This window comes from Paraburkholderia aspalathi, from assembly GCF_905220735.1.
Classification (GTDB): domain Bacteria; phylum Pseudomonadota; class Gammaproteobacteria; order Burkholderiales; family Burkholderiaceae; genus Paraburkholderia; species Paraburkholderia aspalathi.
The window spans coordinates 1,208,527-1,224,765 of sequence record NZ_CAJNBA010000002.1 but is presented as its reverse complement, the minus strand read 5'-3'; the positions used below and the strand labels follow the sequence as shown (position 1 = coordinate 1,224,765).

The 16,239-nt window shown below is 61.9% G+C and carries 12 protein-coding genes; 8 read left to right on the top strand and 4 right to left on the bottom strand.

The annotated features are described in order from the left end of the window. Positions 1-291 precede the first annotated feature (291 nt). Complete coding sequence (locus KHO30_RS16295) at positions 292-1,167, top strand: MOSC domain-containing protein (protein WP_200651018.1); 876 nt, start codon at positions 292-294, stop codon at positions 1,165-1,167. Here the strand turns inward: KHO30_RS16295 and KHO30_RS16290 are convergent. Further along, positions 1,164-1,544 (bottom strand): response regulator, encoded by a 381-nt coding sequence (locus tag KHO30_RS16290; protein WP_200651017.1) that lies wholly within the window; start codon positions 1,542-1,544, stop codon positions 1,164-1,166. The two genes, KHO30_RS16295 and KHO30_RS16290, sit on opposite strands and share 4 nt — an antisense overlap. Positions 1,545-2,260: 716 nt before the next feature. Here KHO30_RS16290 and nirB point away from each other — a divergent pair. From nirB to KHO30_RS16255, 7 genes are all read left to right on the top strand, one after another. Beyond that, positions 2,261-4,801 carry a nitrite reductase large subunit NirB gene (gene nirB / locus KHO30_RS16285; RefSeq protein ID WP_200651016.1) on the top strand — a complete coding sequence of 847 codons (2,541 nt, stop codon included), beginning with the start codon at positions 2,261-2,263 and terminating at the stop codon, positions 4,799-4,801. 32 nt (positions 4,802-4,833) lie between these two features. Then, positions 4,834-5,187: a nitrite reductase small subunit NirD gene (gene nirD, locus KHO30_RS16280; RefSeq protein ID WP_200619421.1), complete on the top strand. Its 354-nt coding sequence runs from the start codon at positions 4,834-4,836 to the stop codon at positions 5,185-5,187. Positions 5,188-5,231: 44 nt separating this feature from the next. Beyond that, entirely contained in the window at positions 5,232-9,434 is a 4,203-nt protein-coding gene (locus KHO30_RS16275) for a bifunctional nitrate reductase/sulfite reductase flavoprotein subunit alpha (protein ID WP_211701598.1), read from the top strand. Positions 9,435-9,624: 190 nt separating this feature from the next. After that, complete coding sequence (locus tag KHO30_RS16270) at positions 9,625-10,992, top strand: MFS transporter (protein WP_211701597.1); 1,368 nt, start codon at positions 9,625-9,627, stop codon at positions 10,990-10,992. Between the two features lie 105 nt (positions 10,993-11,097). Continuing rightward, on the top strand, positions 11,098-11,772 hold the full coding sequence (locus KHO30_RS16265; RefSeq protein ID WP_211701596.1) for a type IV pili methyl-accepting chemotaxis transducer N-terminal domain-containing protein: 675 nt from the start codon (positions 11,098-11,100) through the stop codon (positions 11,770-11,772). A gap of 124 nt (positions 11,773-11,896) precedes the next feature. Then, positions 11,897-12,382 carry an SRPBCC family protein gene (locus KHO30_RS16260; protein WP_211701595.1) on the top strand — a complete coding sequence of 162 codons (486 nt, stop codon included), beginning with the start codon at positions 11,897-11,899 and terminating at the stop codon, positions 12,380-12,382. Further along, positions 12,366-12,734 (top strand): ArsR/SmtB family transcription factor, encoded by a 369-nt coding sequence (locus KHO30_RS16255; protein ID WP_093633724.1) that lies wholly within the window; start codon positions 12,366-12,368, stop codon positions 12,732-12,734. Before KHO30_RS16260 ends, KHO30_RS16255 begins: the two co-directional genes overlap by 17 nt. A 31-nt stretch (positions 12,735-12,765) precedes the next feature. On the opposite strand, the gene KHO30_RS16250 is transcribed toward KHO30_RS16255, so the two are convergent. From KHO30_RS16250 to KHO30_RS16240, 3 genes are all read right to left on the bottom strand, one after another. After that, positions 12,766-13,674, bottom strand: coding sequence for a nucleotidyl transferase AbiEii/AbiGii toxin family protein (locus tag KHO30_RS16250; RefSeq protein WP_093633723.1), 909 nt, complete (start codon positions 13,672-13,674; stop codon positions 12,766-12,768). Continuing rightward, complete coding sequence (locus KHO30_RS16245) at positions 13,652-14,683, bottom strand: type IV toxin-antitoxin system AbiEi family antitoxin (protein ID WP_211701594.1); 1,032 nt, start codon at positions 14,681-14,683, stop codon at positions 13,652-13,654. The genes KHO30_RS16250 and KHO30_RS16245 overlap by 23 nt, the downstream gene beginning before the upstream one ends. 190 nt (positions 14,684-14,873) lie before the next feature. Next, a complete protein-coding gene (locus tag KHO30_RS16240; RefSeq protein ID WP_211701593.1) occupies positions 14,874-16,031 on the bottom strand; it encodes a porin in 1,158 nt (385 codons plus the stop codon). Positions 16,032-16,239 lie beyond the last annotated feature (208 nt).

Here is a 16,239-nt window from a genome sequence, read left to right as displayed (position 1 = left end):
CGGCGCCGGCTCTGTCGTTGCCCGAGCGGTTCGATTGGGGATTTTACGTCCAAGCGTGGCCGGAAGAAACGACCGCATCGCCCGGCCGGTTTCAGGCCGCATGGCAACTCCCGCCGGATTCGCGATCGCGCGGCGCAAACTCTTGCTCAGCAGGCGTTTCGGGGCGGGCCGCTCAAGAGAAAGCTCGATAGGCCGCTCAAGTTCGGCGCGACCAATGTCCGGCAGCACGCGCCAGCGCTTTACAATCGGAGTTCAACACAAAAAGCGCGTGTTTCCCACACCACCCACACTATGCCTACCATCAGCGAGCTTTTCGTCTATCCGATCAAATCCTGCGCCGGCATTGCGTTGAACGAGGCGCGCCTGCTCGCCACCGGCCTCGAATACGATCGATACTGGATGGTGACCGACCCGAGCGGCGCGATGCTCACGCAGCGCGCGTATCCCCGCATGGCGCTGATCAGGGTCGAGCTCGGCGAACATGAGCTCGTGATCCGCGCGCCGGGTATGAGTGAGTTGCGCACGCCGCTCGACGCCGCCGGGCTCAGCGCTCCGCACAAGGTGCAAACCGTGGTCTGGCGCGACGCGGCTTACGGACTCGACACCGGAGAAGAGAGCGCAGCATGGTTTTCGGCGTTTCTCGGCGTGCCGTCGCGGCTTCTGCGCTTCGATCCCGAACGCGAACGGCAGGTCGATCCGGACTACACCGCTAGCGTCCCCGGGGCCACCACGTATTTCGCCGATGGTTTTCCGCTGCTGGTGATCGGCCAGGCCTCGCTCGACGATCTGAACGTGCGCCTGAACAGCAAGGGCGCGCCGTCCATTCCGATTGACCGGTTTCGCCCGAACGTCGTGCTGACAGGGCTCGAAGCGTACGAAGAGGACTATGTGGAGAGTCTGAGTGTCGGCGGTGCGGCGGAGGAGGCCGTGGAACTGAAACTGGTCAAGCCGTGTGCGCGCTGTCCGATGCCGACCGTCGATCAGGCAAAGGGCGCGCCGGATCCCGATTGGCCGAACGAACCTACGGATACGATGAGCGTCTACCGGGCGAATCCGCAGCGGGATGGGGCGGTGACGTTCGGCAACAATGCGCTCGTCGCGCGCGGGGCTGGGGCGTGGCTGCGCGTCGGTCAAACGGTCGACGCTGAATTGGGCTTTGGCGATTAATGCCGGCCGCGCCCGGTCAGCGCCGCGAGGATTACCGGCATCGGCACGGGTTTGACGAAGTGATGATTGAATCCGGAGCGTAGCGACTCGCGCCTGTCCTCGTCGCGCGCGAGGCCGGTCACGGCGACCAGCATGGGCGCCGGCGTGTCGGCTTCATGGCGGATGCGCCGGGCGACCGCGCGGCCATCGAGACGCGGCATTTCGACGTCGAGCAGCGCGGCGCCCGGATGCCACGCGCAATACTGCGCGAGCGCGTCGAGGCCGTTGCGCGCGGTCCGGATGTCGAAACCGTGTGCGCTGAAATAGAGTACGTAGGCGGCCAACAGATCCGGATCGTCGTCGGCGATCAGGAGGCGGGCGGCATCATCAATGGACATCCGGCTTCTCCAGGTTGCGTACCTTGTATTGAGCAATTTGGGGTCCCGATAGAATCGAAGCCCTTTATTCTGTTTTTTCGCTCATTCCAGCAAGGTATTTGGCGCGGCTTTCGTACGAATGAGTTACCACCCGGGGACGACGAGGAAGCGCGAATCGCACGGGATAGCGCCGCGGGCAGCCGCATTCACGCCGTGTCCAAGGTCCTGCGTCTGATCTGCAAGAACACCCGGATGGGCTTTGCCGCCGCCGGTCTATCGCGGCCGTCATACACTGCTGATCTACAACCTGGGTAGGTACATTTCCGTACCGATCGGTCAGATCGTGCGCGGTAAGTCTCGCCCAGTGCCGCGAAACGCTGCCCGCACGTACACGGTGCTGCGTCGCACCATCCCTGTGCCTCGCTGCATCAAGACGTGCCCACATCCTGCTGACAGCAGACCCGTGTCATATGCCGCAAGGCCCCGTCCCACGGCGCCACAGCGGGAATTTCTCTCGATTGGCACAAGCTTTGCATTAAGCCCTGCCAGCGGATCAACGTGGATCCGTCGCGAGTGCAACAACAAAGTACTCGCCGCAGCACAGGTCAGGACAACGGCGTCCCCCGAACTCAGTCATCGACTGGGTTCGCGGGACGCCGTTTTTATTTCCGGAATCGCTTTCGCGCAGCAGCCAGCCGGCAGCGATTCGAGCCCAGCACATTGAGGAAGCCGCGGTCATGAAAATCATCGTTATCGGTCACGGGATGGTCGGCCACAAACTGGTTGAATGCCTCGCACAAGATGCGGCGCATGGCCTCGACATCACCGTGCTGTGCGAGGAATCACGCCCTGCGTACGACCGCGTGCACCTGTCCGAATTCTTCGCGGGTAAAACGGCGGATGATCTGTCGCTGGTCGAACCGGGTTTCTTCGAGCGCCAGAACGTTTTGCTGAAGCTCAATGCAAAAGCCGTGGCGATCGATCGCGACGCCCGCACCGTAACGGTATCGACCGGCGAGACTCTGCCGTACGACAAGCTGGTGTTCGCTACGGGTTCCTATCCATTTGTGCCGCCCGTGCAAGGGCGGGAGCGCGCCGACTGCTTTGTCTACCGCACCATTGACGACCTCGAAGCGATGCAGGAATGCGGCGCCCGTTCGAAGACCGGTACGGTGGTCGGCGGCGGCCTGCTCGGTCTCGAATGCGCGAAGGCGTTGCGTGACATGGGGCTGGAAACGCACGTGGTCGAGTTCGCGCCGCGCCTGATGGCGGTGCAGGTCGATGAAGGCGGCGGCCGTGTGCTGCGCGCGAAGATCGAGGAACTCGGCGTGACGGTGCACACGCAGAAGAACACCTCGGCGATTGTCGATGGCGAGTCGGGCACGCATCGCATGCAATTCGCCGACGGCAGTCACCTCGACACCGACATGATCGTGTTCTCAGCGGGCATTCGTCCGCGTGACGATCTCGCGCGCCAAAGCGGGCTCGCGCTAGGCGAACGCGGCGGCATCGTGATCGACAACGCGTGCCGCACCAGCGACCCGCACATCTACGCGATCGGCGAGTGCGCGCTGTGGGAAGGCAAGCTGTTCGGCCTCGTTGCGCCCGGCTATGAGATGGCGCGCGCGGTGGCGAAGCAACTGCACGGCGACTCGGCGGAATTCGCCGGCGCCGACATGAGCACCAAGTTGAAACTGATGGGCGTGGACGTCGCGAGTATCGGCGATGCGCATGGCAACACGCCGGGCAGCCGCGCCTATCAGTTCAGCGACGAACGCAAGCAGATCTACAAGAAGCTGGTGGTGTCCGAATGCGGCAAGTATCTGCTCGGCGGCGTGATGGTCGGCGATGCGAGCGAATACGGCACGCTGCTGCAGATGATGCTGAACCGGATCGAGTTGCCGGCGTCGCCCGAATTCCTGATCCTGCCTTCGTCCGACGGTCAAGCGAAACCGGCGCTCGGCGTCGAGGCATTGCCCGCCGGCGCGCAAATCTGTTCGTGCAACAACGTCTCGAAGGGCGACCTGTGCGCCGCCGTGTGCGCGGGCGCGACCGACATCGGCGCGTTGAAGTGCGCGACCCAGGCCGGCACGTCGTGCGGCGGCTGCGTACCGCTCGTCACCCAGGTGATGAAGGCCGAGATGAAAAAGCAGGGCCTCGCGGTCAATAACCACGTGTGCGAGCACTTCCCGTATTCGCGCCAGGAGCTGTATCACCTCGTGCGCGTGGAGGGTGTGCGCAGCTTCGGTGAATTGCTGTCGAAGCATGGTCACGGCCTCGGTTGCGATATCTGCAAACCGGCGGTGGCGAGCATTCTCGCGTCGTGCTGGAACGAATTCGTGCTGAAGAAGGAGCACGCGGCGCTGCAGGACACCAACGATTACTACCTCGCCAACATCCAGCGTGACGGTACCTATTCGGTCGTGCCGCGCATGGCGGGCGGAGAAGTGACGCCGGATGGTTTGATCGCCGTCGGTCAGGTGGCAAAGAAATACGGCCTTTACACCAAGATCACCGGCGGTCAGCGAGTCGATCTGTTCGGTGCGCGCGTCGAGCAACTGCCGTTCATCTGGGAAGAACTGATCGCCGCAGGCTTCGAATCCGGTCATGCCTACGGCAAATCGCTGCGCACGGTGAAGTCGTGCGTCGGTTCGACGTGGTGCCGTTACGGCGTCGGCGATTCGGTGGGCCTCGCGGTCGAGCTCGAGAACCGCTACAAAGGCCTGCGCACGCCGCACAAGATCAAGTTTGGCGTATCCGGCTGCACTCGCGAATGCGCGGAGGCGCAGGGCAAGGACGTCGGCATCATCGCCACCGAAAAGGGCTGGAATCTCTACGTCTGCGGCAACGGCGGGATGAAACCGCGCCATGCCGAACTGCTCGCCTCGGACCTCGATAAGGACACGCTGGTGCGCTACATCGACCGCTTCCTGATGTTCTACGTGCGCACGGCAGACCGTCTGCAACGCACCAGCGTGTGGCGCGACAACCTTGAAGGGGGCTTGGACTATCTGATCGACGTGGTCGTCAACGATCGTTTGGGCGTAGTCGCGGAGCTCGAGGTGGAAATGCAGCACGTGGTCGACACCTACGAATGCGAATGGAAGCGGGCCGTCACCGATCCGGAAACGCGTAAGCGCTTCCGTCACTTCGTCAACAGTGGCGAGCCCGACAGCAACGTCACCTTCGTCGAGGAACGCGGCCAGATCCGGCCCGCGACGGTGACCGAGCGGCTGTCGAAGCTCACGTCGATTCCCGTGGTTGTCGAGACCGTCTAATTTTTTTGCGCTATTCACCGAGGACTTCCGCCATGAACCTTGACCGCCTGCCGCTCGCCTGGACGCCGATTTGCCCGCTCGACGACATCGTCCCCAATACGGGCGTCTGCGCGCTCGTCAACGGCGAGCAGGTGGCGGTATTTCATGTGGGCAACGGCGACGCGGACAGCGCTGTGTATGCGATCGAAAACTACGATCCGGGCTCGCAAGCCGCGGTGCTCTCGCGCGGATTGATCGGCAGTCTCGGCGAGCGCCTCGTGGTTGCTTCGCCGATTTACAAGCATCACTTCGATCTGCGTACCGGCGAGTGCCTCGAAACGCCGGCGTATTCCGTTAGCGCGTTCGCCGCGCGGGTGGAAGACGGGCAGGTGTGGGTCGCGGCCTGAGTTGCTGATTTCTCTTTGTGTCTATTCGAACGACGTCGCGCTCCATGTCTTCCTCTAGCGTAAAAACCGTGTGCCCCTACTGCGGCGTTGGCTGCGGAATGGTGCTGCACGTCGAGGACGGGCAGGTCGTCAAGATCTCCGGCGATAAAGAGCATCCGGCTAACTTCGGGCGGCTCTGCACGAAGGGCCAGTCGGCGCACGTCGCGTTGCGCAAGTCGGGCCGTCTGGAGGGCGCGTTCGTGCGTCATGCGCGCGACCAGGATCCGACGCCGCTACCGATGGCGCAGGCGATCAGCACCACGGCGGCGCGTTTGCGCGGCCTGCTCGACGAACACGGACCGGACGCGCTGTCGTTTTACGTCTCGGGGCAGATGTCGATTGAGGCGCAGTACCTCGTCAACAAACTCGCCAAGGGTTTTGTCGGCACCAACAACGTCGAATCGAATTCACGTCTGTGCATGGCGAGCGCGGGCAGCGGCTACAAGCTTTCGCTCGGCGCGGACGGCCCGCCGGGATCGTACGAAGACATCGACCACGCCGACCTGTTCTTCGTGATCGGCGCGAATATGGCCGACTGTCATCCGATTCTGTTCCTGCGCATGATGGATCGCGTGAAGGCGGGTGCGAAACTGATCGTGGTCGATCCGCGTCGCAATACGACGGCTGACAAGGCGGATCTCTTCCTGCAGATCAAGCCGGGCACCGATCTGGCGTTGCTGAACGGCTTGCTGCATCTGCTGCACGAAAACGGCCATACGGATGCGGCCTTTATTGCGGACTTCACGGAAGGCTGGGACGGAATGCCCGCCTTTCTCGCGGACTACACACCAGAGAATGTGTCCGCGATTACAGGCCTTTCTGTAGAAGATATCCACCAGGCCGCGCAGATGATCGGCGCCGCGCCGGAGTGGATCAGCTGCTGGACCATGGGCCTGAATCAAAGCACGCATGGCACATGGCATACGAATGCGATCTGCAATCTGCATCTGGCGACGGGCAAGATCTGCCGCCGCGGCAGCGGTCCGTTTTCGCTGACGGGGCAGCCCAATGCGATGGGCGGTCGTGAAATGGGCTACATGGGTCCAGGTTTGCCGGGACAGCGTTCGGTGCTCGTCGAAGAAGACCGCGTGTTTATCGAAGACCTGTGGGGCATTCCGAAGGGCACGCTGAAGACGGAAGTCGGTGGCGGCACGATCGATATGTTCACCCGCATGGCCGCGGGCCAGATCAAGGCGTGCTGGATCATCTGCACGAATCCGGTGGCGAGCGTTGCGAATCGCCAGAATGCCATCGCCGGATTGCGTGCGGCCGAACTCGTGATTTCACAGGATGCCTTCCTCGACACCGAGACCAATCGTTACGCCGACGTGCTGTTGCCCGGCGCGCTGTGGGCGGAAGCCGAAGGCGTGATGATCAACTCCGAGCGCAACCTGACGCTGATGCAGAAGGGCATCGAACCGCCGGGCGTTGCGTTGCCGGATTGGCAGATCATCGCGCGTGTCGCGTGTGAAATGGGTTTCGCCGAAGCGTTTACCTACGCAAGCGCCGAAGAAGTTTTCGCGGAAATTACGCGCGCATCGAATCCGAAAACCGGCTACGACCTGCGCGGCGCGAGCCATCGCCGTCTGAAGGAAACGCCGTTGCAATGGCCGCTCGCCGCTGACGATGCCGCCGACCGCAATCCAGTTCGCTACATCAACGACGGCGTCAGCCAGGCGCTGAAGCAACTGCCCAACGGCAGCCTTCCGCGGCTCGTGTTTCCGACGGCGAGCGGCAAAGCTATGTTCTTCGCCCGCGCGTTTGCCGCCCCGGCCGAGCTGCCCGATCGGGAATTTCCGATCGTGTTGAATACGGGCCGCTTGCAGCATCAATGGCACACCATGACCAAGACCGGCAAGGTCGCGATGCTTAACAAGCTGAACCCGGGACCGTTCGTCGAGATTCATCCCGAAGACGCGGCCACGCTTGGCATCAAGGCAAAAGATCCGGTTGAAATCCGTTCGCGCCGCGGACGTGCCGTGTTGCCGGCGGTCGTTACGGAGCGTGTGCAAGCGGGGAACTGCTTCGCGCCGATGCACTGGAACGACGTTTTCGGCGACGACCTGTGCATCAACGCAGTGACGAGCGACGCCATCGATCCGGTCTCGCAGCAGCCCGAACTCAAATTCTGCGCAGTCGCGCTCAGCCCGGTCGCGATCGACGCCCGTGAGCCGGTTTCGAATGCGGACGACGAGACGCTGAGCGACGCGCCCATGGTTACAGCCGACACTGCGCCGGCAAGCGCTATATCGGCGAACGTCGAGGATCTGGACATGCCCCGTATCGATGCCCTCACTCGTCTGTTGCAGCTTCCGCCGACACCCGCACCGTCGTTGACCGATGCCGAGCGGATGTATCTGGCCGGTTTCGTCGGCGGCCTGCGTTCGACGGAAGGGCCGGGCATCGACGGCGTGCCGGTTCTGCCAGCCAATGCACCGTTTGATTCGGTGAGCCGCCTGTACGTGGATGGTTTGCTGGCCGGACTATATAGCCGCAGTGGAACCCAGGCGACCGTGTCAGCATCCGCGCTTGCCACCTTGCACTCAGACGAGGCACATGCGTCCGGTGTGCGTATCTTGCGCGTGCGACCCAAAGTCACTTTGCTGTGGGCCTCGCAAACCGGCAACACCGAATCGCTGACCGAACGTTATGCCACACGTCTGATGGAGTCCGGCTTTGAAATCCGCACGTCATGCATGGCGGACTATCAGGCCTCGGCGCTCGCGAAAGCGCAATACGTGCTGCTGATGTCGAGCACTTTCGGCGACGGCGATCCACCCGATAACGCGCAGAGTTTCTGGAGCGAACTGATCGGCGATGCAGCACCGCGTCTCGAAGGCCTGCGCTACGCCGTGCTCGCGCTGGGCGATCGCAACTACGATCAATTCTGCGGCCACGGCCGCCGTCTGGATGAACGTCTCGCCGCGCAAGGCGCGCAGCGTCTGATGGATCGCGTCGACTGCGACAGCGAGTATCAGGAGAATGCCGACGCGTGGCTCGAAAGCATCATCGTGCGCATCAAGGAAGCAGATGCGGCGCTGCATGCAGTGCCTCCTGGCGGCATGATTACCGCCGTGGTGCCCGGCGCCGTGCCGACCCGGACGCGCCCGGCCGCATCGCGTCTCGTCAGGAACCTGCAACTGAACAAGCAGGGCGCCGCGAAGGACACGCGCTACTTTTCGTTGAGCACCGGAGACTCGGGCCTCGAATACGAAGCCGGCGATGCGCTGGGTGTATGGCCGAGCAATTGTCCCGAACTGGTCGACGAATTGATCGACCTGAGCGGTTTGAGTGCCGACGCGGCCGTGAACGTATCCGGTGTGGGCGACATGCGCCTCGCCGACGCACTCGGCAAGCACTACGAAATCGCGCGTCCCAGCCCCGACGCACTGGCATTCATCGCTGCGCGAAGCAGCAACGGCGCATTGCGCGATCTGTTGACGCCCGCACGCAAAGCCGATCTCAAACACTGGCTGTGGGGCCAGCAACTCGCCGACGTGCTCCACGAATTTCCCGTGGACCTGACTGCCACGGAATTGACCGGCATGCTCAAGCGCCTGCAGCCACGGTTGTATTCGATTGCATCGAGCCCGAAAGCACATCCTGGCGAAGTTCATCTGACGGTTGCCGCGGTTCGCTACAGCAATGGCCGCCGCAATCGCAAGGGCGTCTCGTCGACGTTTCTAGCCGACCGCGCCGGCGATGTGAATGTGCCGGTATTCGTGCAGAAATCCGCACACTTTCGGCCTCCTCATGTTTCGGACACGCCGATCATCATGGTCGGTCCCGGCACTGGCGTCGCACCGTTTCGCGGCTTTCTGCACGAGCGGCGCGCACGCGGCGATAAGGGTCGCAACTGGCTGTTCTTCGGCGAACAACATGCGGCGACGGATTTCTACTATCGCGACGAACTGGAAGCGATGCGCGACAGCGGTCTGCTGACCCGCCTCGATGTCGCTTTCTCGCGCGATCAAACGGAGAAGGTTTACGTGCAGGACCGCATGCGCGAGCAGGGTGCGCAACTGTGGGCATGGCTCGAAGAAGGTGCGCATTTTTATGTCTGCGGCGACGCAAGCCGAATGGCCAGAGATGTCGATGCGACGCTCAAGCATGTGGTCGCTCAACACGGCGGCATGAGCGAAGAAAAAGCCGCTGAGTATGTGAGCTGTTTAGCGCAGGAAAAGCGCTACGTACGCGACGTTTATTGATTTTTAAAGCGGCCGGCTCAGACGCGGCATCACGGTTTCAGAGAGTACGCAGTCAAGCTTGAAAGAAGGACCCGGATGGCATGGAGATTGCGTGCCAGGACCGGTATTCAACATCGTGACCATTCCGGTGCGCGGCGCCTCAAAGCCGTGTACCAGATAAGCGAACAACCAGTCAATGTGAGGATGTCTAATGAAAAACCTGATGAGCTCTCTAAAGAGGGGAGATTGGCGCGCGCTGGTGGCGTGTTTCCTCTATTTCGACACCGGCTTCACGGTCTGGGTGCTATACGGGCCGCTCGCGCCGTTTATTAGCAAGAGCGTTGCAATGACGCCTGCGCAGCAAGGTTTGCTGGTCGCCGTGCCGGTGCTGTCGGCAGCGATCCTGCGCGTGACGCTCGGCAATCTCTATCAATCCGCGCATGGCAAACGTATCGCGCTGATGGGCGTATTGCTGTCCGCGGTGCCGACGATCGTGCTGCCGTTGTTGCCGTTCGTGCCGTCGTACACCTTGCTACTGGTGCTCGGCGTGTTCCTCGGCGTCGGTGGCGCGAGCTTCGCGGTGGCGCTGCCGATGGCCGGCAGCAACTATCCGCCGAAGGTGCAGGGTCTGGTGCTGGGTCTGGCCGCCGCCGGCAACATCGGCGCTGTGCTCGACGGCTTCCTGTTCCCGCAACTGGCAACGCACTACGGCTGGCAAATGGCGACCGCAGGCGCACTGCCGTTGCTCGGGATTGCCGCGATCACGCTGTACTTCTGGGCCAACGATTCCGGTATCAAATCCGGCAGCGTGCTGCGCGCGTTCGGCAGCTTCGCGGTGACGCTCGTTGGCTTGATCGTGCTCGTGCTGCTGGTCGAAGCGGGCATGTTCGGCTCGGGCAAGACCGGTGTGCTGCTGTTGCCGGTGATCGGCGCGCTGCTTGCAATTGCTGTGCTGCCCAAGCGCTATCGCTCGGTGCTGTCCGAGCGCGACACGTGGGCGATCATGCTGGTGTACAGCATCACATTCGGCGGTTTTGTCGGCATGTCGTCGTATGTTTCGCTGCTGCTGACCAACCTGTATCAGCTGTCGAAGATCGACGCGGGCCTGTTCATGGCGCTGCTTGCCGCAACCGGCGCGATCGTGCGGCCGCTCGGCGGCCTGATCGCCGACAAAGTGTCGGGCGTGCGCGCGCTGACCTTCCTGCTCGCGGTCATTTCGCTGTGCGACTTCGTTTTTGCTGCCGCTATGCCGTCGATGCTGGGCGGGATTGTGCTGCTGCTGTGCCTGTACGTGGCCTTCGGTCTGGGTAATGGCGCGACCTTCCAACTGGTGCCGCATCGCTGGGCCGGCCGTACCGGTTTGATGTCGGGCATCGTCGGCGCCGCGGGCGGCATCGGTGGATTCTATCTGCCGGTCGTGATGGGTATCGCGAAGGAAAGCACGGGCAGCTATCAGATGGGCTTCGCGACCTTCGGCGCGCTGGCGGCTTGCGCATTCCTCGCGATCGTCGCGCTGCGCCGTCCGTGGATGGCGTGGTCGATGCATACCAATGTGATGCATGCGCACGCAACGGAGTGATGGAATTCGGCATCCGCGAGCGATGCTGCGTGTCTGCGCGATGGCGCTCACGCAGCGAGGATGCCGGGCGGAGCGAAAGGGTCAATCGAATCATAAGCAGAAGACATGAGCATCACGAAAGATCGGGTTCAGGCACCACAGTCCGAAGCGGACGTCTCCAGCGAGGTATTGAGCTCGTTGATCAACCTGGCAGGGCGTCAACGGATGCTGTCGCAGCGCATCGCGTTGCAGTCGATGTTGGCGTTTCAACAGTTCGACGGTGCGTTGGCGATTGCGCAGGAGACCTTGCGTACGTTTTCCGACAGCCATACAGCGCTGGTGCAAGGCCGCGACGGCTTGCCCGGACTGTTCTCGCCGGCGTTGCACGAAGCTTTTCACGGCAGCGGGAACGTGGCGAAGAAGATCACAGACTTTATCTCGCTGGCCTCGGTAGCACTGGAGGCGATCGAACGCGGCTCGCCGCGCGCCAATGAAGCACTGAACGCGTTAATCGGTTCCGTCGATCCGTTGCTGACGCATCTGCACGCCGTGACCGCTGTCTACGAGCAGGAAAGCCGGCGCATTGCGCGGGCGCAGAAGAAAGGTCAGCAGGACCTCATCGAGCGGATCAAAGCGATCGCAAAGGAAGCGCATATTGTCTCGTTCAACGGTCAGATCGTGGCGAGCCGCTCGAATGTGACAGGCCGGGAGTTCGCCGTGATTGCGGGCGTAATGACTTCGATCACCAAGGAACTTGAGGGTGTGGTGAGCGCGTTTGTGCAGAAGACGTCGGCGGGATAAGCAAGCGCCTGTGGCGATCTGTTTCGCCGTCCTTCAGTAGAAAGCAGGGCGCTGCCTGAAAATACGCAGGCAAATACTTGCATGTTGCCAGTTGCGAGCCTAATATGCAGTCAGGAGGCTGCGTATGACAATCTCATCTGACACACCCAATAATGCGTCGACTGACCGCATCGAAAAACAGATTCTGCTGAAGGCGCCGCGCTCACGAGTGTGGCGCGCGGTGTCCAATGCAGAGGAATTCGGCAAATGGTTTCGTGTGGATTTCAGCGGCAAACAGTTTATCGCCGGTCAATCCATCCAAGGCAACATCACCTATCCGGGCTATGGGCATCTCGTCATGGATGTACTGGTCGAGCGCGTCGAGCCGGAACATCTTCTGTCGTTTCGCTGGCATCCGGCTGCGGTCGATGTGTCGGTCGACTACTCGCCCGAGCCCACCACACTGGTCGTATTCGAGCTGAGCGAGGTCGACTCGGGCACGTTGCTGCGGGTGGTCGAATCAGGCTTCGATCGAATTCCCGCTGCACGCCGCGAGGAAGCGTTTCGCATGAATAGCGGCGGGTGGGAAGAGCAGTTGATCAATATCGAAAAGCATGTCGCCAAGGGATAAGCCGGCAGTGGGCAATGCGCGAGTGAAGGCGGCCATGCTGCGAAGTTCCGCGCAGATTTTTGCGGCGCTCGGCGACGAAACGCGGCTGCGTCTGATCGCCGTGTTGTGCGCGGGCAGTGCGATGTCGATTGCGCAGTTGACCGCCGGCACGGAGATTACGCGGCAGTCGGTCACGCAGCATTTGCAGGTGCTCGCCAATGCGGGCCTCGTGCGCGACGTCAAGGTAGGCCGTGAACGCCTATGGGCGTTCGAACCGGCGCACCTCGACGAAGCGCGACGCGCGCTTGAAGCGATCTCGCAGCAGTGGGATCACGCGTTGCTGAGGTTGAAGGCGGCGGTGGAGGGGGATTGAGGCGCGACTATGGGCCGACGTTTTCCGCAGGTCAGCCGGAATTGCGGAAACCCTCGCGAAACGCATTGAATGCAGACTCGATGAAGGCGGGCGTCGGTTCGAAAAGCTGCGCACGGCGCCCCATCATGTGGTCGAGAATGCGCGGATAGTCCTCGTCGAACGCCAGCACTTGCGTGATCAATCCGGTGGTCTCCGCCGAGGCGATCGCTGCTGTGTCGCGTCCAAGCAGCGCGGCGCCGGCGAGCTCCAAGTGATGATCATAGTGTTCGACGAGTTCGTAATTCTCGTCGTAAAGACGCGCGTGATTACCTGCCGCAGCATAGTGACCAAGTAGGAACAGCAAATCCGTCGCATCTTTTCTGTCGGATGCGTGACGGTCACGCCAGGCGACGATTTTCAGCATCGCCTGGCCCGGCAGCGATGCGACGGGCACAGTCAGGTCTGTTGCCACCCGGACCGTGATGGCACCGGTCAGCGCTTCGGCGAAACCGGCCACGTTCATCCTGATCGCGTGATCCGGTGGCCAGGCGATCTCTTTTGTTGCGGCATTGCCTGTATGACTTGCATTGCGTGCATCGCGCTCCACGCCGCCGAAAGGAACAATGTCGAGCCACATCAACTCGCCGCTGCCGGGGGCGCGATAGTACAACCGGTGCGCCTCGCTGCGCTGCTCGAAAGCACCGCCGGCGATCAGTGCAGCCTTGAGTGCTGCATGGCCCGTCCAGCTTTCCACGCTTACGCCGATATCGACGTCGGCGGTTGCACGCGTTGCCTCGATGCCGTGTACGTGGGTCAGCATGATGTCGCGCGCGGTCGCGCCGCCAACGAACCACTCGACGTTCGAGGCATGGGCTGTTTCAGCGACATGCCTTAACAGTTCGACAACGAGCGCCGGCAGTGGTCTGCGGTCGGGAATATCAAGTGGAGAGGTATTGCTCACGTAGCATCCGTGCCGTTTCGATGTTGCGGGAATCACCTGTTGCGATCAGGTCGGCATAGATCAGCACAGGATGCACGACAGATGGCGGCAGGTTCGGCGTCCTTGCAAGCGGGATCGGCATGTTCAGGACTTCCACCTCGCCGTCCGGATCGAGGCGCAGGCGGGCGTCGATCAGCCATTTACGCGGTATTGCCTGTTCACAATAAAGCGTCACGGTCGCCGGCTTGAGATAGCCGGTGAGGAGCGCCGCGGCCACTTCACCGCCGAACTGGCATTGCTCACTGGTCGGATCGATGCTGCGCCACCATGCCGTATCTTCGGCGCGGTAGCGGTTGACCAGCAACTGGTTGCGAAGGCGGGAAGGGTACAGTGCGGCCCATTCGTCGAGCAGTCGAGCGGCGTCTGCAAAGACGTAACTATCTTTGCGTTGGACGATGTCGCCTCGCTCGAGGAGGTCTCGAAACGTCGACTGTGCGGTGCCGAGACTGACACCCGCCCGCTGTGCGATGGGGCGTTGGCCCGCATTGATGAGCAACCGGTCGCAAAGCAGGGCCAGTACCACCTTCATCCCTTTGGTGGTCCAGGCGCGGTCTTTGATACGGCTTGCCATGCCGGTGCGCTTCTCACCGGAGATCATGATCAGGTTGCCGTCGCTTTGCATGACGGCGTTACCGGACATATCCAGCGCATCAAGGCCTAACTCCCGGCAATGTCGAAGCAGATTGGGCGACAGGTAGGGCGCGACGAGCACGAACGGATCGTCGGCATGGATATGGGCCGTGGATTTGAGCGCAGCCAGCGTGGCGAAACGGTCGACGTTGTCCATCAGCAGCACCGGTCGCGACCAGGTCCTGTCCGGCGATGCCTGGAACTGTATCTTCGCTGCATAGTGAGCGCGATGTGGCGGCCGGAGGATTCGGGTGGACACGCCTGTCGCAGCGGAAAACGCTGCTGCTGCGGCTTGAACCGTCGGATCGGGCACGAACGGCGGCGGGGATTTGCGTGGCATGGTCCACCCTTGTTCAATTTTTATGAGTGTATACGTAACGTGAACAGCCTGCAAAATTGAACGCCGGCGAAGCAACCCAGGGGCGTTCAGAAAATCAGAATGTATACGGAACGTGAACATCGCGAAAAATTGAACACCTATGGCCTGGAGCCGCTCACGGCGCGGCTCCAGCGCACGAATCCCCCGATCCTCAGAACTTGTGCCGCAGCGCGAGTCGCACGGCCACCTGATTACCCGTCGACGACGGCGCCTGCACGCCCGGAATGAACGCGTTGTCGAGAATCGAGTGGGTGGAGTCGCCCGCGACCTTCTGGTACTCGCCCTGCACGTACACGTCCGTGCGTTTGGACAGGTTGTAATCCGCCATCAAACCGATTGAGTGAATCTTCGGCTTCACGCTGCCCGTCGACGCATCGTAGTTCTCCATCGTGTACACATACTGCGCGCCGATAAAGAAGGCCGGCGTGAACTGGTATTTGCCGTTCACTTCGAAGTTCTGGTACTTCAGCGTATTCAGGCTGACACCCGATGCCGCCAGCGGGATGCCGATATAGCCGTTGCCGGTCGGGTCCTTATAGTTGGAGTTGGTGTAAGCAAAACCGGCGGTCGCCGAACCGAACGTGTAGTTGATGCCGGCGCCAAATACCCGCATGCGCCCGGCGATAAAGCTCGCGTCGTTCGCGGTGATCGCGCCGGTGGAACCCGCGCCCGGATTGTTCGCCTGCAGGTACGCAGCCGCAATCAGCAGGCCGCCGTTCGCGTACTGGCCACCGAAGCTATAAGCACGGTTGTTCGCGAAGTTCGTGTCGTTGCTGAAGCTGTACACGCCGCCGAACTGGAAACCCGCGATCTCCGGGCTCGCGTACTTCACGCTATTGCCGAGACGGAACGAGTTGTCCGTGTTGTCGTTGTCGTACGGGTGCGCAAACAGGTAGCCGGCCCAGTTGCCGTTGGCGGTGGTCTGCGCAAGGTAGTCGACCACCGAGTCGTACTGGCGCCCGAGCGTGACCGTGCCGAAGCGGTTGTCGCTCAAGCCCACATAGGCCTGGCGGCCGAACATGCGGCCGCCCTGGCCGAGCCGCCCCGAACTCACGTCGAAGCCGTTTTCCAGTTGGAACACGGCCTTCATGCCGCCGCCCAGATCTTCCGATCCCTTCATGCCCCAGCGGCTGCCTTGCGCATAGCCGCTCGCCATTTCCCAGACCGCGCCGCGCCCGGCGTTGTTGGTGTAGTCGATGCCTTCATCGAGCACGCCGTACAGGGTCACGCTGCTTTGCGCGAAGACGGACGGGGCCGCCAGCGAGGTGAGTGCCGTGAAGGCGGCGGTGGCGATGACATTCTTTTTCATTGTGAGCTCCAGACTTTGGTAATGAGTGACCTCAGGGGGCGAAACGGGGTGCGACCGCCTGTAAAGGCCGCTGCTTTTGGCAAAGCCCGGATTCTGCTATTCGAGATGGGATTCGCGTATGAGGCACATCCCTGGATAAACGTGATTTTTTCGAATGTTTGTCCCGCGAATTATTCGCTTGTGGTGCGCCGTGCCCCAGAGAAAAATT